Origin of the sequence: Phenylobacterium sp. LjRoot225 (assembly GCF_964252855.1) — a bacterium.
Taxonomy (GTDB): domain Bacteria; phylum Pseudomonadota; class Alphaproteobacteria; order Caulobacterales; family Caulobacteraceae; genus Phenylobacterium.
This window is the reverse complement of sequence record NZ_CAXUPL020000002.1, coordinates 175,000-201,057: the sequence shown is the minus strand read 5'-3', so window position 1 is coordinate 201,057 and position 26,058 is coordinate 175,000. Positions and strand designations below refer to the sequence as shown.

Sequence of the window (26,058 nt, the reverse complement as noted above, 5' to 3'; positions counted from 1 at the left end):
AGAACAGACCTGGAGGACCCCACGATGAAGCTCGCCTTTCCCCTGCCGCACATGCTCCGGCTCAAGGCGACGGTGCAGCCGTGGGAGGCCGCGATCACCGGCGCCGACCAGACCCGGATGGTCAAGCGGGCCGAGCAGCTGGGCTACGACATGGTCGCCGTGCCTGAGCATCACATCATCCCGCTGGAGCATGTGGAGCTCTCCGGACCGCACTATTTCCACGCCGCCTCGGCGATGGGCTATATCGCCGGGACCACGGAGACGATCCGGGTCAACTCCTGCATCACCATCCTGCCGCTGCAGAACCCGATCGTGCAGGCCAAGCAGCTGGCGACCATCGACTGGCTGAGCAGCGGCCGGGTCACCGTCACCTTCGGCGTCGGCTGGCTGGAGCGCGAGTTCGAGATCCTCGGCGTGCCCTTCCACGAGCGCGGCAAGATGGCCGACGAATATCTCGAGGCGATGATCGCGCTGTGGACCCAGGAGAAGCCGGAGTTCGAGGGCCGCTACGTCTCCTTCAAGGACGTCGCCTTCGAGCCCAAGCCGGTGCAGAAGCCGCATGTGCCGATCTGGCTGGGCGGCGACGCCGACGCCGCCCTGAAGCGCGCCGCCCGCTTCGCCTCGGGCTGGTGGCCCTTCTTGACCAAGCCCCAGGACATCCCGGCCAGGCTCGACTTCATCAAATCCCAGCCGACCTTCAAGGGCGGCCCCTTCGAGGTGATGTACGGCATGTCGACCAGCCGCGTCGGCGAGGGCCATGTGGTGATCGACGACCCCAATGCGCGGCCGGGCATGTCGGCCCAGGAGATCATCGACCGCCTGGGCTGGTTCCAGGAGCTGGGCGTCACGCTGAGCTCGGTGCCGATCCCGCCGATGGCGGACGCCGAGGCCTATCTCGATTACGCCCAGTGGGTGATGGAGGAGATCAAGCCGAAGGTCGGCTAGGGGGACGGCTGGACGCGGGACGTTCAACTTCAACCGTCATCCCGGCCGGAGCGAAGCGGAGAGCCGGGACCCAGGGGCCGTGCGCACCGCCCCTGGGTCCCGGATCTGCGGCGCTGCGCGCCTTGTCCGGGATGACGGGGATTGTTCAAACGGGTCAGCTGTGACGCCGGACGGCGTCACAGCTCGACGTAGATGTCCTCGCCCTCGACGCTCACCGGGAAGGTCCGGATCGGCTGCGGCTTCTTGCCGAAGGAGAGCAGGGCGCTCGACCAGGCGGGGATCTTTACGCCGGCGACGGCCGACACCCAGTCGGTGTTTTCGCCGGTGACGAGGTTGAACCGCGAGCCGTGGAAGGGGCAGATGATCTCCCCGTTCTCGATCTTTCCGCGGCCCAGCGGCAGGCCGATGTGCGAGCATTTGTTTTCCAGGGCGTGCACCGCGGCGCCGGTCTTGACGAGCACAAGGCTGACGCCGTCGGTCTTGACGCAAAGGCCCTTGCCCTCTTCGAGCGATCCAAGGTCCGCGATCTTCGTCTTCATGAGCTCTCCCTGGGGCGGTCTTGTCCGACCGCCCGCCCGTGCCTTCGCGTTCAGATTAAGCCTAGAGGATATGCCCTGCGTACGACAGCCAAGGCCGCCGACGGGCGAGGGTTTACACGTGGACGAAGCCGCTGATGGTCGCGGTCAGCTCGCTCGGCAGCACCCCGATCAGCCGGATGTCGTCGGCGGCGGAAAACTGCACCAGCGTATCTGAGCCGCTGAGCACCAGGGTCGGGGTGAAGCCGGCGTTCAGCAGGCTGCTCAGGTTCAGCACGTCGGCGCCATTGCCGAAGTCGGTGATGACGTCGTGCCCGTCCCCCTTGTTGTAGATGAAGCTGTCCCCGCTGGTTCCGCCGGTCAGCCGGTCGGCGCCCGCTCCGCCGAGAATCGTGTCGGCCCCGCCGCCGGCGTCGATCGTGTCGGCGCCTCCGCGGCCTTCCATCCGGTTCGCGGCGCTGTTGCCGTTGATGATGTTGGCCAACTCGTTGCCGTAGCCGTAGGCGGCGAGCGTTCCCGTCAGGGTGAGGTTTTCGACGGTCACCGCGAGGCTGTGGTTCACATTGGTGGTGACCGTGTCGATCCCCTGGCCGGCGGCTTCGACGACGACGTCGAGGTCCGAACCCAGCACATAGGTGTCGTTTCCGGCGCCGCCGGCCAGGCGATCAATGCCGGCGCCGCCGTTCAGCGTGTCGTCGCCGCCGCCGCCGGTGAGGGTGTTGGCGGCGCTGTTGCCGGCGAGGAGGTTGCTCAGCGCGTTGCCGGTCCCGGAAATCGCCGCCGCGCCGGTGAGGGTCAGGTTCTCGACGTTGTCGGTGAGCGTGTAGCTGCTGAGGGCGGACTTGACCGTGTCCATGCCGCCATTGGCCGCCTCGACGACGGTGTCGGCGATCCCCACCACATAGATGTCGTTCCCCGCGCCGCCGGTCAGGATGTCCGGGCCGCCCGTGCCGGCGAGGGTGTCCGCCCCGCTCGTCCCTTGGGTCGGCGAGGCGAGCGGCGCGGCGTCCAGGCTGTAGGCGCGGATGTAGTCGATCGCCATGCCGGGCAGGTTCGGGTCGGTCGGGGTGGGCGCCCAGCTGCCGCCGATCGCGTAGTTGACCAGCATGATCATCGGCCGGTTCATTTCGGCCGGGGTGGCGATCTGTATGACCTGGGTGCGATCGACATACCAGGTCAGGGTCTCGGCGGTCCAAAGCAGGCCATAGGTGTGATAGCCGCTGGCGAGGTCGGCGACGAAGTTCGTATAGGCGCCGACGGTCCAATGGTCGCCGTCGGGACCATAGTGCACCGTGTTGTGCACCGTATTGGTCTCGTTGATATATTCGACGATGTCGGTCTCGGACGTGAAGGAGCCGTCGGCCGGGAGCAGCCAGAAGGCCGGGAAGGCGCCCGTGGCGTCCGGCAGGTCGGCCCGCATCTCGAAGTAGCCGTAGGTCTGGGCGAAGCTGTTGGTCGTGGTCAGCAGCCCCGAGGTGTAGCCCATGTTCCACAGCAGGGGCTTCATCGCATCCGGCGTCTGGCCGGGGGTGATGGTGAGCACCCCGTTGCTGACCGAGAAGGGATTGAGCCCCAGCGCCGTCGTGCCGGTTCCGGCGAACTGCGGGTCGACGTAGACCTCGAGCTCCTGCTTGATCTGGTGCGCCGAGAGGGTGTCGTACGGCGCCCACGGGTAGCTGGTGGCCCAGATCCCGCCGCCGGCGCTCTTGTTCTGCAGCGACAGCGAATTGAACTCGTCGGCGAAGGTGAGCTTCAGCTTGGAAGGGTCGATCGAGACCTGGAAGTTGTCGGCGGTGAAGGCCGAGAGGGTGGTGCTCTTGAAACGGATCGCGTCGGTCGCCGACAAGGTCAGGACCACGTCCGCCCCCGTCTGGGTCATGGCCGCCTTGACGTCGGCGAAGCTGTTGAAGCCGTAGTCGATCAGCCGCACGACGTCGCCGTCGGCTGCGCCCGTATGGAAGTTGTAGACGGCGTCCCGGCCCGAGCCCTTCTCGAAGATGAGGGTGTCGTTCTTGCCGAAGCTGAAGATCACGTCGTCGCCGCCCTTGGCGTTGAGCGTGACGTTGGCGGTGAGCGCCTTGACGACGTTGGCGCCGTTGTTGGCGATCCCGAAGATGGGCGACCAGGTCGCGTCCATCGACAGGTTCTCGACGTCGTTCGGCAGAATCACATTGACCGTGGCGATCGCGGTGTCGATCCCGCCGCCGCCGGTGAAATGGTCGTTGAGGTTGTTGATCCCGAACGTGTCGTCGGCGGCTCCGCCGAGAAGGGTGTCGCCCAGGCCGCTGGCCATCAGCCGCGTGGGCGTGCTTCCGGCGGTGATCGGCGCCGTCCCGTTGGCCCAGATGGTGCTCTGGTAGGCGGCGCTCTGCGCCAGCACCGCGCCGTTATAGTCGGTGAAGGTGATCTTCGAGGGCGCGACCGCGAAATCGAAATTCTGGGCCGTGAAGGCCGAGATCGTCGTGTTCTTGAAGAGGATCAGGTCGGTCGGCGACAGAGTCAGCCGCACGTCGGACCCGACCTGGGTCATGGCTGCGACGACGCTGGCGAAGCTCGTGAGGCCATAGCCGGTCAGGCCGACGACATCGCTGTCGATGGCGCCGGTGTGGAAATTATAGAGGATGTCGCGACCGGACCCGTGGGCGAACAGGAAGGTGTCACGCTGACCGAAGCTGACGATCACGTCGTCGCCGCCCTTGGCGTCGACGGTCACATTGGCGGTCACCGCCTCGACGATGTTGGCGCCGTCGTTGGCGATCCCGAACACCGGGGCCCACTGGCCGTCCATCGTCAGGTTTTCGACGTCGCTCGTCAGGCGGACGTCGACCGTGGCGAAAACCGTGTCGACGCCGCCGCCGCCGGTGAACTTGTCGTTGAGGTTGTTGATCCCGAGGGTGTCGTCGGCGACGCCGCCGCGAAGAGTGTCGCCCAGGCCGCTGGCCATCAGCCGCGTCGGCGAGGCCCCGGCGGTGATCGTCGCCGATCCGCCGGCCCAGATGGTCGTCCCGTAGGCGGCGCTCGACGCCAGAAAGACGCCGCTATAATTCGTATAGCCGGTAGCCAATTGCTCTTCCCCCGACAGCTCTACATGCGACATCTGCAATGACGCCGAGTAGGATTGAACGCACGTTACGCTATCTGTGCACCGGTGCACGCGAAGACTCCCGTCCCGGGGTATTCGCGACTCAACCTATGGACGAGATCGATATCTAAACGCGAACTATTGGGCCAATGTCGCATTTTGGCGCCGTTTGGCCACAGTCTGAAGGGGGTGCAAGTCGGAGACCAATGAAATCCCAGCTCCTGATGGCGGGGCTGGCGATGGACGGTCCGACGTCGTGATCGGGCCGATCGACGAATTAACGTCTCGGTCCGACGAATCAGCCAATTTCGCCTCGGCTTAACCTTCCTCGGGACCGGCGCCGTGGCGCTGTGGCGTGATCCTTTTGTACAAGTCGAGTACGCCCGGGGCTTCTGAGCAGGCCGCGCTTCGCGACGCGGACGTGGCCCGCTGGCTGACCTGTGGCGGCGACGAGCGCATCGTCCTCGACGCCCGGGGCCGCAATCGCTACGGCTGCGGCGCCTTGCCGGAGCCCGGGACGACCAGCTTCAGCTCCTCCACCGCCTCGATCCTCTCCGCCGGCGCCTTCCGGGCCGCCCGCGACCGCCTCGAAGCCCTTGCCGCCTGCGGGTCCGAGCGAGAGGCCTATCCGGCCGCCATGGCCGAGGTGCGGCGGCGCCTGGCCGGCCTCTGCGGCCTCTCGGCCTCGGGCGGCGAGAACATCATCCTCGGGGCGTCGGGCACCGACCTGCACCTGTTCGCCGTCGACCTCGCGCGGGGCGATCGCCAGATCATGAGCGTCATGGCCGACGCGAGCGAAAGCGGACGCGGTGTGGCCAACGCCCTGTGCAGCCGGCGCTACGCCGCGGCCTCGCCGCACGGAGTCGCCGCGGTCGTCGGCGAGCCGCTCGGCGAACCTGGCTGCGCCGGGTTCGTGACCGTTCCCCTGCGGGAGGTGGACGGCGCCTTGCGCGACGCCCAGGTGGTCGATGAAGCCTTCGAAGCGGCGGTCGGCAAGGCGGTGACGGCCACCGGAGCGGTCCTGCTGGTGCTGCTCGACGTCTCCAAGACCGGCCTCGTCGCGCCCTCGGCGGCTTGCGCCGTCCGGTTGAAGCGACGGTACGGCGCAGCGCTGACGGTGATGGTCGACGCCTGCCAGTTCCGGCTTTCGACGGAGAGCCTCGCGGGCTACCTGGCCCAGGGCTTCCTGGTGGCGATCACCGGCTCGAAATTCGTCGGCGGTCCGCCCTTCTCAGGCGCCCTGATCGTTCCGGACGCCGAGTTGGAGCGGTTGCGCGCGACGCCGCTGACGCCGGCGCTCGGCGACTATTCGGCGCGCGGCGACTGGCCGGCGGGCTTCGTCTCGCGAAATGTCCTGCCGGACGCCCAGAACCGCGGCCTGCTCCTGCGATGGGAAGCGGCCCTCTTCGAACTGGCGGCCTTCCGTCAGCTTTCGGACCAGGGCCTGTGCGCGGCGCTGGATCGGATCGCCGCGGTCACCCGGGCCAGCCTGGCGGCGAACGGGTTCGAGGCCCTGCCGGTCTCGCGCGTGCGCCGGTTCGGACGCGATGGCTGGGACGCGCGGCCGACGCTCTTCCCCTTCCTCGTCCGCAACGGCTGCGGCCTGTTCGACGCCGAGCAGACCCAGCGGCTTTATCAGGGCTTGAGCGACGGCGACGCCACAGGCCGCATTCTTCTCGGACAGCCGGTTCCGATCGGCCGCCGCGCCGGCAAGCCGGTCAGCGCCCTACGCCTGGCGATCAGCGCGCGCCAACTCGTCCAGGCGATCAACGAGCCGGGCGGCGCCGAGGCCCTCGAGCGCCAGATTCGTCGGACGTTCGACGTCGTGGCCGCCGATGCCCTGGACCTGCCCTAGAAGTATTCGGCGAGCGAGACGCCGGCGGTCGACGGCTGCATCTGGCGCTCCAGCTCGATCACCGCGGTCAGGTCGGTCGCGCGCTGGGTGAACTCCAGGGCTTCGGCCTGGACGTAGTCGAGGTCGTAGAGGTGGGTTCCGCCCGGATCGATCAGGCGTTCGCCATCCCAGAAGAGGGCGTGGCCGCAGTTCTCGATGGTCTTGGAGACCACGCCGACGATCCCCGGATAGCGCCAGTCCATGTAGATGCTCGACAGCAGCGCCAGCCCCCAGTCGTGGGCGATCCGGCGCATCAGCGAGTGGGGCATGAAGCTGCCGGCGACGTAGCTTGGAGCCATCGCCTGGGCCGCGGCGATCACCTCGTCGTAGTCGCGACCGGCGAACATCGCCAGCGCACAGGTCATGCAGTCGTCGGACGTGCGCTGTCGCACCACCGGCTCATGGCTGTGGGCGCAAAGGTCGAGGACCATGTTCATCAGGCGGGCTCCGCATCGGCAGGGGATGACCGCCCGCCAAAGGCGGCGGCGTTAAGAGTTCCAGCTGATTTCGTTAACCAGTCGAAAACGGTGGGCTGCGACCGTCCCCCCGACGCCGCCGACGGCGGCGTTGATTCCAATTCTTGAGAACATGACGCAGCACTCACTCGATCCCGAGGACTGGACCGGCGTTCGCGCCCAGGGCCACAGGATGCTGGACGACATGTTCGATCATCTCGAGAGCCTGCGCCGACAGCCGGTGTGGCGCGCGCCGCCGCAGACGCTGCGCGAGACCTTCCGCGAGGCCTTGCCCCAGGCGCCGAGCGACCTCGCAGACGTCCACCAGGTCTTCCGCGACACGGTCCTGCCCTACTCGAGCGGAAACGCCCATCCCGGCTTCATGGGCTGGGTGCAGGGCGGCGGCACGGTCGTCGGCATGCTGGCCGAGATGCTCGCCGCGGGCATGAATTCCAACCTCGGCGGCCGCGACCACATGGCCCTGGAGGTCGAGCAGCAGGTGGTCGGCTGGGCCCGGGAGATGTTCGGTCTTCCCGCCACGGCCAGCGGCCTCTTCCTGACGGGCGCGTCCCAGGCCAACTTCCTGGCGGTCCTGATCGCGCGCCGGCGCGCGCTCGGTCCGGCGGTGCGGGCGAAAGGCCTCGCCGGCGACGGCATGCGGCTGATCGCCTATGCCTCGGCCGCGGTCCACGGCTGCCTCGGCCGGGCGATGGACATGGCGGGGCTGGGGACGGGCGCCCTGCGGCTGGTGGCCTTCGACGAAGCCCAGCAGATCGACCTTTCCACCCTGCGCGCGGCGATCGCCGCCGATCGCGCGGCGGGCTTCACCCCTTTCCTGGTGGTGGGGTCCGCCGGCACGGTGGACGTCGGCGCCATCGACGACCTGGCGGGGCTCGCGGACATCGCCGCCGCCGAAGACCTGCATTTCCATGTCGACGGCGCCCTGGGCGGACTGGGCGTGCTGGCGCCGTCGATCGCCCCGCGCCTGGCCGGGATCGAGCGCGCGGACTCCATCGCCCTCGACTGGCACAAGTGGGGCCAGGCCCCTTACGACGCGGGGTTCCTGCTGGTCCGCGACGCCGAGCTGCACCGGGCGACCTTCGCCGCCGACGCCTCCTATCTGCAACGGGCCGAGCGCGGCCTAGCCGCGGGCGACTGGTGGCCCTGCGACTACGGTCCGGACCTGTCGCGCGGCTTCCGGGCGCTGAAGACCTGGTTCACCCTCAAGACCTATGGCGCCGCCGCGCTCGGCGGGGTGATCGAACGGACCTGCGAGCTGGCGCGCGCGCTGGCGCAGCGGATCGAGGCCGAGCCCGATCTGCAGCTGGTCGCGCCGGTCGCGCTCAACGTGGTCTGCTTCCGCTTTCGCGACGCGGCCGAGCTGAACCCGGAGATCGTCATGCGCCTGCACGAGGGCGGCGTGGTCGCTCCCTCCCTGGCGCGGGTCGGCGGCCATGCCGTGATCCGCGCCGCCATCGTCAACCACCGCACGGAACAGCGCGACATCGAGGCGCTGGTCGAAGCCACTTTGGAAATAGGGCGTAAATGTCGTCATCGGCCAGCAGCTTAGCGCCCGCGAATATCTCGCCTGCGGATGTCCCCCTGGCCGCGTCGCCGGCGCCGGCCGACAGCCTGGGCCTCGCCGCCCTGTCGCGCCTCGCCGGCGATCCCGAGCAGCTGCAGGCGGTCTGGGAGCAGCTGGTGGCGCGGGCGACCGCCGACGCCGCCGATTCCGCCGCCTACCTCGACCTGTCGACCCTGCTGCTCGCGGTGGGAAACCGCGACAAGGGGCTGGAGGTCCAGGCCGCCGCGGTCGCCGATCAGCCGCTCTACCGCCGGCCCGTCGCGGGCCAGCCGACGCTGCGGCTCCTGACCTTCATGACGCGGGGCGACTTCACCGCCAACACGCCGCTCGACTTCCTGCTGGAGGAGTCCAGCGTCGAGCAGATCAACTGCTATATCGCCGGGCCCCCCTCGCCGCAGGACATGCCGGACCACGACCTGGCCTTCCTGGCGATCGGGGAGTCCGAGGAGGCCGCGCCGCTGCTCGCCCGGCTGGAGGACGCCTTGGCCCAGTGGCCGCGGCCGGTGCTCAACGCCCGGCCGCAGGTGATCGCCGGCCTGACGCGCGACGGGGTCGCGGAGCGTTTCGTCGGCCATCGGCGGGTGCTCTGCCCGACGGTGCGGCGGGTCTCGCGCGAGACGGCGTTTGGCCTGGCGATCGGCGACCTCGACCTCTCCGGCGTCGCCGAGGGGCTGGCCTGGCCGATCATCATCCGCCCGGTCGGCACCCACGCCGGCCAGGGGATGGAGAAGCTGTCGACCGCCGCCGACCTCGCGCCCTATCTGACGGAGCAGGAGGCGCCGGAGTTCTACCTCACCGCCTTCCACGACTACAGCGGCGCGGACGGACTGTTCCGCAAGCTGCGGGTCGTCTTCATCCAGGGCCGGCCGTTCATCGCCCACATGGCGATCTCCGAGCACTGGATGGTGCACTATCTCAACGCCCACATGAACGAGAGCGAAGCCAAGCGGGCGGAGGAGGCGGCGATGATGGCGACCTTCGACCAGGGCTTCGCCGCCCGCCACGCCGAGGCCTTCGGCGACCTCTGCGAGGCCTATCCGCTGGACTATTTCGGCATCGACTGCGCCGAGACTCCCGACGGGCGGCTGCTGGTGTTCGAAGCTGACGTGGCGATGATCGTCCACGCCATGGATCCCGAAGACCTGTTTCCCTACAAGAAGCCGGCGATGCGCAAGCTGTTCGACGCCTTTGTCCGCTGCCTGCACGAGGCGGCCACAGCGCGGGCTTAGCCGCATAGGCGCTCACTTAAGGGCTGCGACGGAGGTCGGGGACGACGTCCCACCTTCCGTCATGGCCGGGCCCCGTCCCGGCCACCCATGAACGTCGAAGGCGCAGGACGGTCCTCCAGCTCTGCGTGTGCATGGGTTCCCGGCACAAGGCCGGGAATGACGGTTGGGGGAAGGGGACGCGCCGGCAGCTTATGATAGCGCCTATGCGGCAGGCCGGACGCCCGGACGCGCCTGATCGCCCGCTGGCCGCGCCAGGACGTCAGGAGGAGCATTCGCTTCATTTGCGATTTCTTTCGCCAAGTCTGCAAACCGAAGGTGGACAGAAGGGCGTCGCCGCTATTCGGTAAGCGCCGGGATGAGAGAGAGCCGGCTATTCCTGGCGATGCTGATCGCCCTCTCAACCGCAGCTTGCGGAGCGAAAAAACACGCGCCGCCGCCGCCGCCACAGACGGTCGCCGCCGCGCTTCCGCTACAGCGCGACGTCATCGACTGGGACGACTATGTCGGCCGGTTCGAGGCGATCCAGGACACTCAGGTCCGGCCGCGCGTTTCCGGCCAGATCACGCGCATCGCCTTCCGCGAGGGCGTCGAGGTCAAGAGCGGGCAGTTCCTGTTCGAGATCGACCCGCGGCCGTATCGCGCCGCGCTCGCCCAGGCCCAGGCCCAGGCCGCGCGCGCGGCGGCGACGCTGGCCAATGCGCGCACCGAACTTGCCCGCGCCAAGGACCTGCTGCAGGTCAAGGCGGTCAGCCAGGAGGAATATGAGCAGAAGCTGGCGGCCGAGCGCAGCGCCAACGCCGACCTCGAGGCCGCCCGCGCGGCGGCGCGGTCGAGTGCGTTGGACCTGGAGTTCACCACCGTTCGGTCGCCGATCTCCGGGCGCGTGTCCGACAAGCGGGTCTCGATCGGCGACTATGTGACCGCCGGCCAGACCCTGCTCACCCGCGTCGTGACGGTCGACCCGATCTGGTTCAGCTTCGACGGGGCGGAGAGCTTCTACCTCAAATATATCCGCCAGGCGGCGAGCGGCGAGCGACCCTCGTCCCGCTATGCGCCCAATCCGGTCGAGATCCAGCTGGCCGACGAGAGCGGCTATCGCTGGCACGGGCGGATGGCCTTCGTCGACAATGCGATCGACCCGAATTCGGGCACGATCCGCGCCCACGCCACGGTCGCCAACCCGAAGGGCCTGCTGGTGCCGGGCATGTTCGGTCGCGCCCGGCTGCTGGGTTCCGGCTCCTACCGCGCCATGCTGGTGCCGGACGAGGCGATCGTCACCGACCAGACCCGCCGCTTCGTCTACGTCGTCACTCCGGAAAGCAAGGTCGCGGTGCGCAACGTGGAGACGGGGCCGCTGGTGGAGGGCCTCCGCGTCATCAAGACCGGGCTGACGCCGCAGGACCGGGTGGTGCTCGACGGCCTCGCCCGCCTTCAGGCCGGCGCGGCGGTGCGGGCGCGGCTGGTGCAGATCGAGCCGCGCGCGGCGGACGATTCGCCGGGGTCTGCGCCGCTCACGGCGCCGCAAGCCTTCGAAGCCACGGCGCGGTAGGCCGCGGTGCGCTTCCCGCATTTCTTTATCAACCGGCCGATCTTCGCAGCCGTGCTGTCGATCCTGATCGTGCTGGTCGGGGTGATCGCCTACCCGACCCTGCCGGTCGCCCAGTATCCGGAAATCGCCCCGCCGACGGTGGTCGTCTCCGCCACCTATCCGGGGGCGTCGGCCGAGACCCTGGCGCAGACCGTGGCCGCGCCGCTCGAGGAGTCGATCAACGGCGTGGAGAACATGATCTACATGTCCTCCTCGTCGACCGGCGACGGCAATGTCGCCATCACCGTCACCTTCCGGCAGGGGACCAACGTCGATCAGGCGCAGGTCCTGGTGCAGAACCGCGTCTCCACCGCCGAGCCGCGCCTGCCCGACGAGGTGCGGCTGGTCGGCGTCACGGTGCGCAAGAACTCGCCCGACCTGCTGATGGTGGCGACCCTGATCTCGCCCGACGGATCGGTTCCGCAGCAATACCTCTCCAACTACGCCACCCTGCAGCTGCTCGACCGGCTGAACCGCGTGCCGGGCGTCGGCGGCGCGCGGCTGTTCGGCGGCCGCGACTACAACATGCGCCTGTGGATCGATCCGGACCGCGCCACCGAGCTCGGCCTGACGGTGAGCGAGATCATCGCCGCGGTGCGCGCGCAGAACGCCCAGGTCGCGGCCGGCGCGGTCGGCCAGCCGCCGTTCAACCAGGGCGGGACGGCCTTCCAGCTGAGCCTGCAGGCCAAGGGCCGGCTGACGACGCCCGAAGAGTTCGGCGCCATCATCGTCAAGCGCCTGGACCAGGGGCGGGTGATCCATCTGCGCGACCTCGCACGGGTGGAGCTCGGCGCGCAGGACTACAGCGTCAACGCCTTCCTGAGCGGCAAGCCGACAGTCGCCATGGCGATCACCCAGTTGCCGGGCTCCAATGCGCTGAGCACGGCCGAGGCGGTGCGCAAGGAGCTCGACGACGCGGCGAAGAGCTTCCCGTCGGGGGTCGCCTACCGCGTCCCCTACAATCCGACCGAATATATCGCCGCCTCCATCGAGGCGGTGGAGCACACCCTGTTCGAGGCGGTGCTGCTCGTCGCCCTGGTGGTGATCCTCTTCCTGCAGAGCTGGCGCGCGGCGATCATCCCGATCATCGCCATTCCGGTTTCGCTGATCGGCACCTTCGCCACGCTGGCGGTGTTCGGCTTCAGCCTCAACAACCTGTCGCTGTTCGGCATGGTGCTGGCCATCGGCATCGTCGTGGACGACGCCATCGTCGTCGTCGAGAACGTCGAGCGGCTGATGGAGCAGGAGGGGCTGAGCGCGCGGGAGGCCGCGCACCGGACGATGGACGAGGTCTCCGGCGCCTTGATCGCCATCGCCCTGGTGCTGATCGGCGTCTTCCTGCCGACCAGCCTGATCCCCGGCATCTCCGGCCAGTTCTACAAGCAGTTCGCGCTGACCATCATGAGCGCGACGGCGATCTCCGCCTTCGTCTCGCTCACCCTGTCGCCGGCTATGGCCGCTCTGGTGCTGAAGCCGAAACATGCGCAGGAGCCGGCGTCCGGCTGGCGCGGCGCGCCGGCCCGTTTCGCGCGCGGCTTCAACCGCGGATTCGATCGGCTCTCCGCGGGCTACGGCCGCTATACGGCGCGGGCGGTGCGGGCGCTTGTCGTCGTCGGCGTCGCCTATGCCTGCCTGATCGGCCTGGCCGGTTGGCGCTTCACAGCCACCCCCACCGGCTTCATCCCCGCGCAGGATCAGGGCTATCTGATCGGCGCGGTGCAGATGCCGCCGGGCGCATCGCTGCAGCGGACCACCGAGGTGCTGCGCCAGGCGCAGGCCATCGCGCTGCGCAACCCCGGAGCCGAGTCGACCGTGGCCTTCGCCGGTCTCGACGGCGCGACCCTGACCAATGCGCCCAATGCGGCGGCCATGTTCGTCGCCCTCAAGCCCAAACAGGATCGGGCGAAGGCCGACGTGGTCGCCAACCAGTTGCGCGCCGAGCTGGGCGCGATCACCGCCGGCGCCATCCTGGTGATCGCGCCGCCGCCGGTGCGCGGCATCGGCACCGGCGGCGGCTACAAGATGATGATCGAGGACCGCTCCGGGGCCGGTCTGAAGGCGCTGGAGACCGTCACCTCCGGCATGGCGGCGAAGGCCAACCAGACCGAGGGGCTGAGCAGCGTCTTCACCACCTTCAACACCAAGACGCCGCGCCTGTTCGCAGACATCGACCGGGAGCGCGCCGAGCAGCTGGGCGTCCCGGTCGAGGGCGTTTTCTCGGCGCTCAGCACCTATCTCGGCTCCAGCTACATCAACGATTTCAACTTCCTTGGGCGGACTTTTCGGGTGACGGCCCAGGCCGACGCGCCCTATCGCGACGCCGTCTCGGACGTCGGCAGGCTGCGCACGCGATCGGATTCCGGCGCGATGGTGCCGCTGGCCTCGGTGATGACCCTGCGCAACGAGAGCGGCCCCTATCGGGTTGTGCGCTACAATCTCTACCCGGCGGCCGAGCTGCAGGGGGACACGGCGCCCGGCTATTCGAGCGGCCAGTCCCTTAAGGCGATGGAGCGCCTGGCGGCGGAGATTCTTCCCCAGGGCTTCGCGTTCGACTGGACCGAGCTCGCCTTCCAGCAGAAGCAGGCCGGCGCGACCGGCGCGCTCGCCTTCGGTCTCGCCGTGGTCTTCGTCTTCCTGCTGCTTGCGGCCCAATACGAGAGCATCGTCCTGCCATTGGCGGTGATCCTGATCGTGCCGATGTGCCTGCTGGCCGCGATCCTCGGCGTCAACATCATGCGGCTCGACAACAACATCCTGACCCAGGTCGGTCTGGTCGTTCTGATCGGGCTGGCGGCGAAGAATGCGATCCTGATCATCGAGTTCGCCAAGCAGAACGAGGAGCAGGGCCAGGAGCGGCGCGAGGCTGCGCGCCACGCCGCGGCGACCCGCCTGCGGCCGATCCTGATGACCTCGATCGCCTTCATCCTCGGCACCCTGCCGCTGGTGATCAGCAACAGCCCGGGATCGGAAATGCGCCAGGCGCTGGGCGTCGCCGTCTTCTTCGGCATGATCGGCGTGACCCTGTTCGGCCTGCTCTTCACGCCGGCCTTCTATGTCATCAGCCGCAATTTCGGCGACTGGACGACGGCCAAGCTGAGGCGGCGGCGCGCGCCTCCGCCCATCGAGCCTCCGTCGATCGAGCCTCCGGCCGTCGAGCCGTCGACATGAGACACCCGGCGCTGCTGACCGCGGCGCTCGCAAGCGCGGCGCTGGCGGCCTGCGCCGTCGGCCCGACCTACCGCGCGCCGGCCGCCTTGCCGGAGGCGGCGCTCAAGCTGCGCGAAGCGGAGGTGGCGAGCGTCTCGCCTTCGCCGCTGCCGCCGCGCTGGTGGCGGCTGTTCGACGACGCCGACCTCGATCGGCTGGTGGAGAAGGCGCTGGCCCACAACACCGACCTGCGTCAGGCCGCGGCCAACCTGCAGCGGGCGCGCGCCGCGCTCTCCGAGGCGCGGGCCGGGCGGGCGCCGACCAGCGAGGCGAGCGCGCAGGCCGCCCACGAACGCGTCAGCCCGGGCCTGGGCGCGAGCCCGGTGACCACTGACTTCTACAGCGCGGGCTTCGACGCCGCCTACGAGGTCGACCTGTTCGGCGGCGTCACCCGCTCGGTCCAGGCCGCCCGCGCCGACTACCGGGCGGCTCAGGCCGAGGTCGACGCTGCGCGGGTCTCGGTCGCGGCGGAGACGGCCCGCGCCTACGTCGACGCCTGTTCCTTCGCCGCCCAGGCCGCCGTGGCGCGGCAGACGGCGGAGCTGCAGGCGCGCACGCTCGACCTCACCGACCGGATGTTCCGCGGCGGCCGCAGCAGCGAACGCGACTTCGCCCAGGCCCAGGTGCTGTACCAACAGGCGCGCGCCCAGGTCCCCAGTTTCGAGGCCGAGCGTCGGGCCGCCCTCTATGCGCTCGCCGTACTGACCGGCGATCCGCCGGCGGCGGTGGACGCCGCAGCCGAACGGTGCACGGCGCCGCCCGCGGCCAGGCTGCCGATCCCGGTGGGCGACGGCCGGGCCCTCTTGGCGCGTCGGCCCGACGTGCGGGGCGCGGAGCGAACGCTGGCGGCGGATGTCGCGAGGATCGGCGTCGCCACCGCGCAACTCTATCCGAGCATCACCCTGGCCGGATCGGTGACGCTCGGCGCGCCGAAGCTCGCCGATCTCGGCCGGGACCAGTCCTTCACCTATTCGGTGGGGCCGCTGATCAGCTGGAACTTCCCGTTCAATGGCGCGGCCCGGGCGCGGGTGCGCGAGAGCCAGGCGACGGCCCAGGCGTCCCTGGCGGCGTTCGACGGGACCGTCCTGCTCGCCCTGCAGGAGACCGAACAGGCGCTCGCGCGGCTGGGCGGCGCGGCCGAGAAGGAGGCTGCGCTGAGCCGCGCCGCGACGGCGAGCGAGCGGGCGGCGGAGCTGTCCGACCTGCGCTTCCGGGCCGGATCCGACAGCTTCCTGCAACTGCTGGACGCCGAGCGTGACCGGGCGACGACCCGCGCGGCGCTCGCCCAGGCCCAGGCCGATCGCGCCTCCGCCCAGATCAGCCTGTTCAAGGCCCTCGGCGGCGGCTGGGAAGAGGCGCCGGCGATCGAGACGAAGCCCTTGCCGACGCGGTAGCCGCGTTCGGCTGACGCCCCTTGGAACGTCAGGCGTTCGCCGCGCCGTTGGCCAGGATGTGGGCGCCGGACACCCAGCTCGCTTCGGGGGAGCAGAGGAAGGCGACGACGGCGGCGATTTCCTCGGCCCGGCCGATGCGGCCGAAGGGCGAGGCCTTCTCGTAGAATTCGCGGTAGGCGGGCGGCGTGCGCTCCGCCATGCCCGGCGCGGTGGCTCCGGGAACCACGGTGTTGACCGTGACCCCCTTGGGGCCCAGCTCCTTTGCCCAGACCTCGGTGAAGGCCTTCAGGCCTGACTTGGCCGCGGCGTAGACGCTGGCCCCGGCGATCGGGAACTGCGCCAGGCTGGAGCCGATGTTGACGATCCGCCCGCCTTCGCCCAGCCGCTTGGCCGCTTCGCTGGCGACATAGAGCGGGGCCAAAAGGTTGATGCCGAACAGCTGGTCGATGTGCTCGTCACTCATGCCGGCGAGCGGCGCACCGCCGCTGACGCCCGCGCTGTTGACGACGATGTCGAGCCGGCCGGGCTCGCGGTCGATGTCCTCGAAGAGCCGGGCCACCTCGGCGCGCTTGGTGATGTCCGCCTGATAGGCGACCGCCTGGCCGCCGGCCTTGCGGATGGTCTCCACCACCTCTTCGGCGCCCTGGCGGCTGGCGGCGTAGTTGATCACCACCGCCGCGCCCTCCTCGGCCAGCCGCAGGGCGATCACCCGTCCCATCCCGCGCCCCGACCCGGTGACCAGGGCCACCTTTCCCGCAAGCCTGGACATCGCGCCTCCCGAGTTCTCCCGCCGCTCGAGGGCGGGCTCTGCCTCCGGGTTAGACCCGGCGCCGCGCCGCGCGCAAATCCGGATTCGCTCTGGGGCCGATAGGCAGGGCCAATCGGTCGGGCGTCAGGCGCTGGCCGCTTCGTCGGCGAGCCGTTTGGCGGCGAACTCGCGCAGCTCGCTGGTCTTCACCTTGGCGCTGCCGGTCAGGGAGAGGTCGTCCTCGCGCAGGAACAGCACGCGGCGCGGGACCTTGTAGCTGGCCAGGCTCTCCTTGAGGAAATCGCGCAGCGCGGCTTCCTGCAGAGCCGCGCCCTCGTGGGGTACGACGCAGGCGACGACGATCTCGCCCAGGGTCTCGTGCGGCACGCCGACGGTGCGGGTCAGCTTGACGCCCGGGTAGGCGGCGAGCGCCTCGTCCACCTCGACGGGCGAGACGTTGGCCCCGCCGGTCTTGATGATGTCGTTCAGCCGGCCTTCCCAGAACAGCCGGCCGGTCGCGTCGAGCCAGCCGCCGTCGCCGCTGCGCAAGAAGCCTTCGCCGTCCAGGGTCTCGTCGAGCGGGATGCCGATATAGCCCAGCATCAGGGTCGGGCCCTTGACCGCGATCTCGCCGCGCTGGCCCAGGGGCGTCGTCTCGCCGGTGAGCGGATCGACGATCTTGATCGTATTGCCCGGCAGGACCCCGCCGAAGCTGTCTCCGATCGTCTCGGCCGGCGTGCCCGAGGGAAAGCCGGTGACGATGGTGAAGGTCTCGGTGTTGCCGTACTGGCGCAGCGGCTCGTCCCAGTCGGTGGCGACCGTGGGATGTCGCCCCATCGGCGTCTTGGGGTCGACGTAGATCATCTTCGACAGGTCCGTCGTCGACCAGTTCGACGCCGCCTCGAGCTGCGCCCACTGGTGCGGCCAGGCGACCGGGAAGGTGACGCGCTCGAGCTCCATCAGCCGCAGGGCCTCGACCGGCTCGAAGGTCGGTTGCAGCACCAGGCTGCCGCCCGCCGAGAGGGTCGCGCCCAGGGCCATGCCGAAGTTGCCGGACCAGAAGAAGCCGTTGGCGCTCCAGCAGCGGACGTCGTCGCCCAGGGCCCACATGCGCCGCCAGCGCCAGCACTGGATGGCGACGCCCCGGTGCGCCGAAAGGATCCCCTTGGGCTTGCCGGTGGAGCCGGAGGAAAAGAACAGCAGGCCGGGGTCGGCGGGCTTCAGCGCATCGGCCCGCGACTGGACCAGGTCAGGATCGACCGCCTCGCCGTGCGCCAGGAACTCGGACCAGGTCTCGATCGCGCCGCCGGCGCCTTCGCCGATGACGGCTACGCGCCGCAGGTAGGGAAACTTGCGCGAGGCCAGCTCGCCCGGCCGAGCCTGAGCGAGCTGCGGCTCCAGCTCGCTGACGATGGCCGCGAAGTCCTTCTTCAGGACCTGGCCTTCCAGCAGCAGGATGGAAACGCCCGAGACCTGCAGCAGGTATTCGAGCTCCGCCGGCGTGGAGAAGGTCGAGATGGTTGCGGCCACCCCGCCCGCCAGGGTCACGCCGAACACCGATGAGATCCACTCCGGCCGGTTGGTCATCATGACCCCGACGCGTTCGCCCTTGCCGACTCCGCAGGCGACCAGGGCGCGGGCGACGCCCATGGCCCGGTCCCACAGCTCGGCGTAGCTCCAGCGGTCCACCGTCCCGTCGGCCCCCTTCGTGGCGGGATGACGCATGACCAGGGCTTCGCGCTCGGCGTAACGGTCCGTCACCTCACGCAGGTAGCCGGGGAGGGTGAGGGCGCCGAGGCCGGGCTCGTCACTGAGCGGGATCCCGTGAGCGATCGAGAGTGACGGGGTCTGCATGGTTGGGGCCTCAAGCGGCGTGGATCGCGGCCCCGGAGGGTCCAGGCCCCCCGGTCCGTCCATCGAAAGCAGGGGCGGCGCGCGGGCGCCGCCCAAATCTCTTCGGAGGGTGCGGTCGCGCGGACGCGGCCGCCGCCCGTCCTAGGCGATGGCTTCTTCGCCCGCCAGCGTGGTGCGGTGCATCAGCCGTTCGGCCGGATCGTAGGGCTGGACCCGGTGCATCGTGCCGGTGTTGTCCCAGATCAGCAGGTCGCCCGGTTGCCACTTATGGCGATAGACGAACTGCGGCTGGGTCGACCAGCTCAGCAGCTTGGCCAGGAGCAGGCTGCTTTCCTCAGGCGCCATGCCCTCGATGTGCGAGGCCGTGCAGCCGAGAACCAGGGACTTGCGGCCCGAGCGGTGGGTCCAGACGAGCGGCTGGGAGCGGCGTCCATGCTGTTGGTAAGCCAACACCTGCTCATAGCTCGGCTGCGGATAGACCACGCTCTGAGCGGCCTCGAAGCTGTGCACCACCCGCAGCTTCTCGATCGCCTTCTTCTCGTCTTCCGGCAGGGCGTCCCAGGCGGCGTAGGTGTTGGCGAATTCGGTGTCGCCCTCGCCGGACGGCGGCAGGCGCCGGGCGCCCAGGGTGGCCGCGAGGTTGGGCGTGCCTTCGGTGGCGCCGTCGATGTGCCAGAACAGCGAGCCCTTCAGGTACTCGGCGGCCATGTCGACGTTCGGGTCGAGGGTGATCTTCTGGATCGGCGAGCGATCGCCGTGCCGGACCACCGTGCCGAGCGTCTCGGAAAAGGCCAGCTGCTGCTCGTCCGACAGGTCGATGTTGCGGAAGATCAGGACGCCGCGGGCTTCGAGGAGGGCCCGAAGCTCGGCGCCGTGCGCGCCGCTCGTCAGGTCATCGGGGGTGGCCTTGACCTCCGAGCCGGTGAGCGGCGTCAGATTCACCGCCGGGAGCTTTTTGATCTGTGCGTCCATTGTCGTCTCTGAATTCCTTGAAGGCGTGAGGCGGTCCGCGTGCGGGCGCTCTACGGTTCTATATAGCGGCCAAAATCGGAGGCGGAAGTTAACTGCCGTCAGTAGTTGAACCGATTTCGGGCGAGTGCGCACATAATCGCACGTTGTGGCGGAAGCGCGGCCTGAGCCATGCGGCCTCGCGGCTGACCGCCGTTCGAAGTTCAGTCGGGTCTTGCCGCGCGTTCGGCGCGTCGGTCGTCGCCATCCAGACGTCATTCCGGCCATCACGGCCCGAATGTCTTGACCTGGAACGACAGAATGCGGGGGACTCTGGCGGCAGGAGCGCGATGTCCCCTGAGGTCGGCGGTCCGTCAGCGAAGGTCAATATCTCGACCGCAGGGCTCGTGCATCCTGGCCGGCCCAACGACGTCTCCGGGAGAGAAACGTGTCCACGAAACTGACCTTCGGCTACCTCTACGACTTCCGAAATCCGGAGCCGTGGCGCAAGCCGTGGGCGGATCTCTACGCCGAGACCCTGGACGTCATCGCCTGGAGCGAAAGCGTCGGCTTCGAAGGCGCCTGGGTTCCGGAGCATCACGGCGCGCAGGACGGCTACATTCCGTCGCCGCTGGTCGCCCTGGCGGCGATCGCCGCCCGCACCAGGACGATCCGGCTCGGCTCGGCGATCGCCCTGGCGCCGCTCTATCACCCCGTGCGCTTCGCGGAGGAGTGCGCCGTGCTCGACATCCTGTCGAACGGCCGCCTCGAGATGGCGCTCGCCATTGGCTACCGCCGGCGTGAAACCGACGCCTACGGCGTCGACTTCTCCACGCGCGGCCGTCGGTTCGACGAGTTTCTGCAGATCGTCCGCCAGCTCTGGGCGGGCGAGACGGTCTCATTCGAAGGCAAGCATTTCACCGTGAAGGACGCGACGATCATGCCGCCTCCGCCACGGGGCGGCATCCCTCTCTACATCGGAGGCTTCGCCGACAAGGCCATGGCCCGGGTCGCGAAATACGGCGACGGCTATTTCGGCAATGAAGAGGTTTGCGACGTCTACGTGGAGAAGCTGCGCGCCGAAGGAAAGGATCCGGCGGCTGCGCGGATCCGCATCCAGGGCCTGTTCCTCGCCGTCGCCAAGGATCCCGCGAAGGCCATGGACGAGCTGGCCCCCTACTACCACCACGTGAACAATACCTATGGCGAATGGCTGAACGAGGAAAAGGCGTCCGGCCTGGGCGACGAAACCGTGCTCAAGCCGATGACGCTGGAGGCGTTCAAGACCAGCGGCATCCTGAACATCCTGACCCCGGAGCTGGCGATCGACTATTTCCGGGCGATGCAGTCGCGCATCCCGGTGGAGCACTTCATGATGATGAAGCCCCCCGGCCTTCCGGCCGCGAAGTTCGTTGAATACGCCGAGGTCTTCGCCCAGGAGGTCATTCCGGCGTTCGAGTGACGAGCGGCGGGCAGGGGGCGTTCTGCTGCAGGCCGTGCGGCAGCGGGCGTCTTGAGAGGGGACTGTCGCGCTGATGCACGTGTTCGAGACCATCCTTCTGCTCTTGCTCGGGGCGACGGTTCTCTCGATCGTCGCCAGGCGGCTGAGCATTCCCTATCCGACGCTGCTGGCCTGCGGCGGGGCCTTGCTGGCCTTCCTGCCGGGGGCGCCGCGGCTGGAGCTGCCGCCAGAGCTCATTCTCGCCCTGTTCGTCGCGCCGGTTCTACTGGATGCGGCCTATGACGCTTCGCTGCGGGATCTTCGCCGGAACTGGGTCGCCGTCTCGTCGCTGGTCCTGGTCGCCGTCACGGTGACGACCGTCGCGGTGGCCTTCACAGCCCGCCAGCTCGTGCCGGACATGCCCTGGGCCGCGGCGATCGCGCTCGGCGCCTTGGTGGCGCCGCCGGACGCGGTCGCCGCCCTGGCCGTGCTCCGACAGGTGAATCCGCCGCATCGCATCCGCATGGTGCTCGAAGGCGAGAGCCTGCTGAACGACGCCTCGGCGCTGCTCATCTACCGGCTCGCCGTCGGAGCTGTGGCGGCCGGCGGATTCAGCGCGGCCGGCGCCGTCCCGACCTTCGCCCTGGTCTTCTTCGGCAGCGTGGTGACCGGCTGGCTGCTGGCGCGGCCCGTCGGCCTGCTGGTGCAGCGGATCCCGGATGCGCCGAGCTCGGTCATTCTGCAGTTCGTCACGACGTTCGGCATCTGGCTTCTCGCCGAGCACCTCGGGCTCTCCGGCGTCGTCACCATCGTCGTCTTCGGGCTCACCATGGCGCAGCGGACCGGGTCGCCGATGCCGGCCCATCTGAGGGTGCCGTCCTTCGCCATCTGGGAGACCGTGACCGTCGTCCTGAACGTGCTGGCGTTCACCCTGGTCGGGCTCCAGCTCGGCCCCATCCTGGAGGGGCTGAGTCTTGCGGATCGGCTCCGCTACCTGGGCGGGGCGCTCGTCATCCTTGCGGTCGTGATCGTGGTGCGGCTCGCCTGGGTCATGACGCACCACGCGATCGTGACCATGAAGGGCCGGCGTCTCCCGCAGCAGGCGGTCGGATCTTCCATTCCGCCGCCGACGGCGAAGGATGGGCTGGTCATCGGATGGTCGGGGATGCGCGGGATCGTCACCCTCGCGGCCGCCATGGCGCTGCCCGCCGGCTTTCCCGACCGCGACTTCATCCAGCTCACCGCCTTTGTCGTGGTGCTGGGCACGCTGATCCTCCAGGGGCTGACGCTCCGCCCCCTTCTGAGTCTCCTGGGTATTCCGAAGGATACGGTGGTCGAGCGGGAGCTGTGGCTCGGGCGCAAGGCGGCGCTGAAGGCCGCCATGAGCGAGCTGGAAGGCGATCGGACGCCGGCCGCCGAGCGCCTCAAGGAGGAGTACGCCGGAGCGCTTGGCCGGGCTCGGGACGGCGGAGATTCTCGCGACACGCCCGACAATGAGCTGCGGCGGCGGGTCGTGCGCGCATCGCGCGCCGCGATCGGCGACCTGAGACGCGCCGGAACCATCGGCGACGACGCCTATCGGCGCATCGAGGAGGAGCTCGACTGGCTCGAGCTGAGCGCAAGGTCGACGGAGCCTCAGGCTTGAGCGCTCCCAACCGCGGTCGGCGCGAGGTTTGTGCGTTTGGCGACAGCCGTGATTCCACAGCATATGAGGCTGCAGCCGCGGCGCGATCCGCTCGCCGCGCGTGGAGTCTGAAGGTCTCGATGGTCACCGATGATCGCCGCGTGAACTCACCGCAGTCCGTCACGCGCGTGATCCAGATCCTGGAAGCCCTGTGCGCCAGCCCCAGGCCCATCAGCCTGGCCGACCTCAGCCGGGTCCTCAACACGCCGAAGAGCAGCCTGGCCGCCCTGCTGCGGGGGCTCGCGGAGGAAGACTTCGTCGTCTCCACGGATGGCGCCTATCGTCTCGGGCCGGGGGCTTTCGGCCTGGGCAGCGCGCTCATGGAGGCGCGTCGGCGCTTCCAGTCATCGGATCTGGTGCGCGACGGCATGCGGCGACTGGCGGATCGTTCGCATGAGACCGTCCTGTTCGCGGTGCGCGACGACGACGGCGAGACCATGACCTACGTCGATGTCATCGAAAGCCGCAACGCCGTGCGCTTCGCCGTGTCGGTTGGCGACCGCCGGCCGCTGTACTCCACTGCGGGCGGGCGCGCCCTCCTGGCGGCGATTCCGGAGGAGGAGCTGGAGCGCTATCTCCGCCGCCTCAGGCCGCAGCGATTGACGGACCAGACGGAGACCGAGAAGCGCCGGATCGCCGCGGCGGTGGCGGAAGCGCGCAAGACAGGCGTGGCGCAGACCGTGGACCAGGCGGTGGACGGCGTGACGGGAACCGCCTCGGCGATCCATGACGCCGCCGGAACCGTCATTGGCGCGCTGATCGTCGCTGCGCCCAGTTCGCGGCTCCAGGACCAGCGCGCCGAGCTGGCGCGCCTCGTGCTCCAGGAGGCCGCCGCGATCTCCCGCAGCCTCGGCTACCGAACGGCGGCGCGGTCCTAGGTTGAGGCGGCCTAGATCAGGCCGTCGCTGGCCGGAACCGGCGCCGGCTGCTGCGGCGGGTCAGCCAATCCGAGCTCCGCCAACACCGCGTGAGTGTCGGCGCCCAGCGCCGGCGCGGGGCCGGCGACATGGCCGGGCGTCTGCGAGAACCAGGTCGGGACGCCCGGAAAGCGCACCGGGCCCTGGGGCGTATCGACGGTCTCGAAGAAGCCGACGGCGTTCAGGTGCGGGTCGTCGAACAGTTCGTCGGTGGTGCGCAGCGGCGCCGCCGGGATGCCGAGCCGGGTGAGCAGCTCGAGCCATTCCTCGGTGGTGCGCTCCTGGAAGGTCTCCGCCAGCAGGCCGTAGACCTTGTCGATCTGGCGCGCGCGCTGTTCGAGGGTGGCGAGTTCGGCGCCGGCCCAGGCCGGTTGTACGGCCTCGACGAACAGGCCCCAGTGCTTGTCGTTGTAGATCAGGGCGGAGATGTAGCCGTCCTTGGTCCGATAGGGCTTGCGGTTCGGCGCCACCACCCGCGGGTAGTGGGCCGGGCCGAGCGGCGGGGTGAACATGGCGCCGTTGGCGTGCTCCACCAGCATGAAGGAGGCCATGGTCTCGAACATGGAGACCTCCACCTCCTGGCCTTCGCCGGTCCGGGCGCGGTGGAACAGCGCCATCACGGTGGCGTAGAGGGCGGTCATGCCGGACACCTTGTCGGCCATGATGGTGCCGACGTAGTCCGCATTTCCGGTCAGCAGCTGCTGGACGGCCGTCAGGCCGCATTCGGCCTGGATGGTGTCGTCATAGGCGGGCCGGTCCCGTTCGGGCCCGCGCCGGCCGTAGCCGTAGCAGTTGGTGTAGACGATGCCCGGATTGATGGCGGAGACGGCCTCGTAGTTGAAGCCGAGCTTGGCGATCGCCTTGGCGCGCATCGAATGGATGAAGACGTCCGCGGTCTCGATCAGCTTGCGCAGGGCGACCTTGCCCGCCTCGGTCTGCAGGTCGAGCACGATGCTGCGCTTGCCGCGGTTCACATTGACGAAGACGCCGCCCAGTCCGGGCGCGGGGCCGACGGAGATGTAGCGGGTGTTGTCGCCGGCCGGAGGCTCGACCTTGATCACGTCCGCGCCCATGTCGGCCATGATCTGGGTGGAGTAGGGTCCCATGACCATCGCCGTGAGATCGATCACGCGGATGCCGGCGAGCGGGCCTGCGTGCTTCGTGGGATCGCCCATGAACTCCTCCCAATGACGCCTCGTCGCTAACGGATCTGCACGCCGGACGCCATACATATTTCGGTCGTATGGGCCGATATCGGCACGCCGTGCGGTTGCTGTGACCGGCGATGGCTGCTAAGCCGCCGGGCGTAATTCGCCGCAGCCAGGGCTCACGATCGTGGATTTTTCACTCACGCCGGACCAGGAAGGCATTCGCGAAGCCATCCTGAAGATCTGCTCGAAGTTCCCGGACGAGTACTGGCTCGAGCGGGACCGGGACGAGGTCTTCCCGCATGAGTTCCACAAGACGATGGCCGACGCCGGCTGGCTCGGCATCGCCATGCCCGAGAGCGTCGGCGGCGCGGGCCTCGGCATCACCGAAGCGGCGATCATGATGCAGGCCGTCGCCGAATCCGGCGGCGGGATGACCGCGGCCTCGAGCATCCACGGCCCGGTGTTCAGCATGCAGCCGGTCGCCATCTTCGGGACCGAGGAGCAGCAGCAGCGGATGATCCCGCCGGTGCTGAGCGGCCAGGACAAGATCTGCTTTGCGGTGACCGAGCCGAACACCGGCCTCGACACCACCAAGCTGAAGACCCGGGCGGTCAAGGTCGAAGGCGGCTATCGGGTCACCGGCGAGAAGATCTGGATCTCGGTCGCCCAGGTCGCCAACAAGATGATGATCCTGGCGCGCACCACGCCGCTGGATGAGGTCAAGAAGAAGACCCAGGGGCTGTCGCTCTTCTTCACCGACCTCGATCGCTCGAAGATCGAAGTGCGCCTGATCCACAAGATGGGCCGGCACGCAGTCGACTCGAACATGCTCTTCATCGAGGACCTGTTCATCCCCGAGGAGGACCGGATCGGCGGGGAAGGGGACGGCTTCAAGATCATCCTCCACGGCCTCAATCCGGAGCGCATTCTCCTGGGCGCAGAGGCCACAGGGCTCGGGCGAGTGGCGATCCAGAAGGCCGCCCGCTATGCGCGCGAACGCATCGTCTTCGACCGCCCGATCGGCATGAACCAGGGCATCCAGCATCCGCTGGCCAAGTGCTGGGCGCAGGTCGAGGCGGCCAACCTGATGGTGCTGAAGGCGGCCAACCTGTTCGATAAGGGCCTGGACTGCGGCGTCGAGGCGAACGCCGGCAAGTATCTGGCGGCCGAGGCCGGGTTCGAGGCCTGCCACACCGCCATGCTGACCCTGGGCGGCATGGGCTATGCGCAGGAATACCATGTGGAGCGCTATCTGCGCGAAGTGCTGATCCCGCGCACGGCGCCGATCAGCCCGCACATGATCCTGAACTACCTCGCCGAGAAGGTCCTGGAACTTCCGAAGTCGTATTGAGGCGGCCAAAAGGATAGTCAGGTCGGCGAAATAATCAGCAAGGACGCAA

The 26,058-nt window shown here is 69.0% G+C and carries 18 protein-coding genes and 1 pseudogene; 12 read left to right on the top strand and 7 right to left on the bottom strand.

Annotated elements, in window-relative coordinates; genetic code table 11:
- Positions 1-24: 24 nt before the first annotated feature.
- Both ACSQ2B_RS11220 and ACSQ2B_RS11215 read left to right on the top strand, forming a co-directional pair.
- On the top strand, positions 25-945 hold the full coding sequence (locus ACSQ2B_RS11220) for a TIGR03619 family F420-dependent LLM class oxidoreductase (RefSeq protein WP_436049871.1): 921 nt from the start codon (positions 25-27) through the stop codon (positions 943-945).
- 37 nt (positions 946-982) lie between these two features.
- Positions 983-1,109 (top strand): annotated as a pseudogene (locus ACSQ2B_RS11215) (hypothetical protein); the annotation flags it as partial.
- A 12-nt stretch (positions 1,110-1,121) separates the two neighbouring features.
- On the opposite strand, the gene ACSQ2B_RS11210 reads toward ACSQ2B_RS11215, so the two are convergent.
- Together ACSQ2B_RS11210 and ACSQ2B_RS11205 are read right to left on the bottom strand one after the other, a co-directional pair.
- Positions 1,122-1,484 (bottom strand): Rieske (2Fe-2S) protein, encoded by a 363-nt coding sequence (locus tag ACSQ2B_RS11210; RefSeq protein ID WP_436049869.1) that lies wholly within the window; start codon positions 1,482-1,484, stop codon positions 1,122-1,124.
- A gap of 112 nt (positions 1,485-1,596) precedes the next feature.
- Entirely contained in the window at positions 1,597-4,545 is a 2,949-nt protein-coding gene (locus ACSQ2B_RS11205) for a family 16 glycosylhydrolase (protein WP_436049867.1), read from the bottom strand.
- Positions 4,546-4,918: 373 nt separating this feature from the next.
- On the opposite strand from ACSQ2B_RS11205, the gene ACSQ2B_RS11200 reads away from it, so the two are divergent.
- Entirely contained in the window at positions 4,919-6,418 is a 1,500-nt protein-coding gene (locus tag ACSQ2B_RS11200; protein ID WP_436049865.1) for a hypothetical protein, read from the top strand.
- On the opposite strand, the gene ACSQ2B_RS11195 is transcribed toward ACSQ2B_RS11200, so the two are convergent.
- A complete protein-coding gene (locus tag ACSQ2B_RS11195) occupies positions 6,415-6,894 on the bottom strand; it encodes a hypothetical protein (RefSeq protein WP_436049863.1) in 480 nt (159 codons plus the stop codon). The genes ACSQ2B_RS11200 and ACSQ2B_RS11195 overlap by 4 nt on opposite strands.
- Positions 6,895-7,045: 151 nt before the next feature.
- Between ACSQ2B_RS11195 and ACSQ2B_RS11190 the strand changes: the two genes are divergently transcribed.
- The 5 genes from ACSQ2B_RS11190 to ACSQ2B_RS11170 all read left to right on the top strand — a co-directional run bounded on the left by ACSQ2B_RS11190 (position 7,046) and on the right by ACSQ2B_RS11170 (position 15,915).
- A complete protein-coding gene (locus ACSQ2B_RS11190) occupies positions 7,046-8,482 on the top strand; it encodes a pyridoxal phosphate-dependent decarboxylase family protein (protein ID WP_436049862.1) in 1,437 nt (478 codons plus the stop codon).
- On the top strand, positions 8,458-9,726 hold the full coding sequence (locus ACSQ2B_RS11185) for an ATP-grasp domain-containing protein (protein ID WP_436049861.1): 1,269 nt from the start codon (positions 8,458-8,460) through the stop codon (positions 9,724-9,726). Before ACSQ2B_RS11190 ends, ACSQ2B_RS11185 begins: the two co-directional genes overlap by 25 nt.
- Positions 9,727-10,081: 355 nt before the next feature.
- Positions 10,082-11,275 (top strand): efflux RND transporter periplasmic adaptor subunit, encoded by a 1,194-nt coding sequence (locus ACSQ2B_RS11180; RefSeq protein ID WP_436049859.1) that lies wholly within the window; start codon positions 10,082-10,084, stop codon positions 11,273-11,275.
- A 6-nt stretch (positions 11,276-11,281) separates the two neighbouring features.
- Positions 11,282-14,482, top strand: coding sequence for an efflux RND transporter permease subunit (locus tag ACSQ2B_RS11175; protein ID WP_436049857.1), 3,201 nt, complete (start codon positions 11,282-11,284; stop codon positions 14,480-14,482).
- Entirely contained in the window at positions 14,479-15,915 is a 1,437-nt protein-coding gene (locus ACSQ2B_RS11170; RefSeq protein ID WP_436049856.1) for an efflux transporter outer membrane subunit, read from the top strand. Before ACSQ2B_RS11175 ends, ACSQ2B_RS11170 begins: the two co-directional genes overlap by 4 nt.
- A gap of 28 nt (positions 15,916-15,943) precedes the next feature.
- Here ACSQ2B_RS11170 and ACSQ2B_RS11165 read toward each other — a convergent pair whose 3' ends face one another.
- The 3 genes from ACSQ2B_RS11165 to ACSQ2B_RS11155 form a co-directional block, all read right to left on the bottom strand.
- Positions 15,944-16,684, bottom strand: coding sequence for an SDR family oxidoreductase (locus tag ACSQ2B_RS11165; RefSeq protein ID WP_436049855.1), 741 nt, complete (start codon positions 16,682-16,684; stop codon positions 15,944-15,946).
- Between the two features lie 123 nt (positions 16,685-16,807).
- The gene (locus tag ACSQ2B_RS11160) at positions 16,808-18,517 is read right to left on the bottom strand and encodes a class I adenylate-forming enzyme family protein (protein ID WP_436049854.1); all 1,710 of its coding nucleotides are present in this window, start codon (positions 18,515-18,517) and stop codon (positions 16,808-16,810) included.
- A gap of 141 nt (positions 18,518-18,658) precedes the next feature.
- Positions 18,659-19,489 (bottom strand): TauD/TfdA dioxygenase family protein, encoded by an 831-nt coding sequence (locus ACSQ2B_RS11155; protein WP_436049853.1) that lies wholly within the window; start codon positions 19,487-19,489, stop codon positions 18,659-18,661.
- Between the two features lie 424 nt (positions 19,490-19,913).
- Between ACSQ2B_RS11155 and ACSQ2B_RS11150 the strand changes: the two genes are divergently transcribed.
- From ACSQ2B_RS11150 to ACSQ2B_RS11140, 3 genes are all read left to right on the top strand, one after another.
- Positions 19,914-20,927, top strand: coding sequence for an LLM class flavin-dependent oxidoreductase (locus ACSQ2B_RS11150; RefSeq protein WP_436049852.1), 1,014 nt, complete (start codon positions 19,914-19,916; stop codon positions 20,925-20,927).
- Positions 20,928-21,000: 73 nt separating this feature from the next.
- Positions 21,001-22,551: a cation:proton antiporter gene (locus ACSQ2B_RS11145; RefSeq protein ID WP_436049851.1), complete on the top strand. Its 1,551-nt coding sequence runs from the start codon at positions 21,001-21,003 to the stop codon at positions 22,549-22,551.
- A gap of 119 nt (positions 22,552-22,670) precedes the next feature.
- Complete coding sequence (locus ACSQ2B_RS11140) at positions 22,671-23,468, top strand: IclR family transcriptional regulator (protein WP_436049850.1); 798 nt, start codon at positions 22,671-22,673, stop codon at positions 23,466-23,468.
- An 11-nt stretch (positions 23,469-23,479) separates the two neighbouring features.
- Here ACSQ2B_RS11140 and ACSQ2B_RS11135 read toward each other — a convergent pair whose 3' ends face one another.
- Positions 23,480-24,682 carry a CaiB/BaiF CoA transferase family protein gene (locus ACSQ2B_RS11135; RefSeq protein WP_436049848.1) on the bottom strand — a complete coding sequence of 401 codons (1,203 nt, stop codon included), beginning with the start codon at positions 24,680-24,682 and terminating at the stop codon, positions 23,480-23,482.
- Between the two features lie 157 nt (positions 24,683-24,839).
- On the opposite strand from ACSQ2B_RS11135, the gene ACSQ2B_RS11130 reads away from it, so the two are divergent.
- Positions 24,840-26,009, top strand: coding sequence for an acyl-CoA dehydrogenase family protein (locus ACSQ2B_RS11130; RefSeq protein WP_436051007.1), 1,170 nt, complete (start codon positions 24,840-24,842; stop codon positions 26,007-26,009).
- The last annotated feature ends 49 nt before the right edge of the window (positions 26,010-26,058 follow it).

Excerpts from the sequence above, each read along its gene's own strand:
- ACSQ2B_RS11220 (WP_436049871.1), top strand. The coding sequence starts at position 25 with ATGAAGCTCGCCTTTCCCCTGCCGCACATGCTCCGGCTCAAGGCGACG.
- ACSQ2B_RS11210 (WP_436049869.1), bottom strand. The coding sequence starts at position 1,484 with ATGAAGACGAAGATCGCGGACCTTGGATCGCTCGAAGAGGGCAAGGGC.
- ACSQ2B_RS11195 (WP_436049863.1), bottom strand. The coding sequence starts at position 6,894 with ATGAACATGGTCCTCGACCTTTGCGCCCACAGCCATGAGCCGGTGGTG.
- ACSQ2B_RS11190 (WP_436049862.1), top strand. The coding sequence starts at position 7,046 with ATGACGCAGCACTCACTCGATCCCGAGGACTGGACCGGCGTTCGCGCC.
- ACSQ2B_RS11185 (WP_436049861.1), top strand. The coding sequence starts at position 8,458 with ATGTCGTCATCGGCCAGCAGCTTAGCGCCCGCGAATATCTCGCCTGCG.
- ACSQ2B_RS11180 (WP_436049859.1), top strand. The coding sequence starts at position 10,082 with ATGAGAGAGAGCCGGCTATTCCTGGCGATGCTGATCGCCCTCTCAACC.
- ACSQ2B_RS11170 (WP_436049856.1), top strand. The coding sequence starts at position 14,479 with ATGAGACACCCGGCGCTGCTGACCGCGGCGCTCGCAAGCGCGGCGCTG.
- ACSQ2B_RS11165 (WP_436049855.1), bottom strand. The coding sequence starts at position 16,684 with ATGTCCAGGCTTGCGGGAAAGGTGGCCCTGGTCACCGGGTCGGGGCGC.
- ACSQ2B_RS11160 (WP_436049854.1), bottom strand. The coding sequence starts at position 18,517 with ATGCAGACCCCGTCACTCTCGATCGCTCACGGGATCCCGCTCAGTGAC.
- ACSQ2B_RS11155 (WP_436049853.1), bottom strand. The coding sequence starts at position 19,489 with ATGGACGCACAGATCAAAAAGCTCCCGGCGGTGAATCTGACGCCGCTC.
- ACSQ2B_RS11145 (WP_436049851.1), top strand. The coding sequence starts at position 21,001 with ATGCACGTGTTCGAGACCATCCTTCTGCTCTTGCTCGGGGCGACGGTT.
- ACSQ2B_RS11140 (WP_436049850.1), top strand. The coding sequence starts at position 22,671 with ATGGTCACCGATGATCGCCGCGTGAACTCACCGCAGTCCGTCACGCGC.
- ACSQ2B_RS11135 (WP_436049848.1), bottom strand. The coding sequence starts at position 24,682 with ATGGGCGATCCCACGAAGCACGCAGGCCCGCTCGCCGGCATCCGCGTG.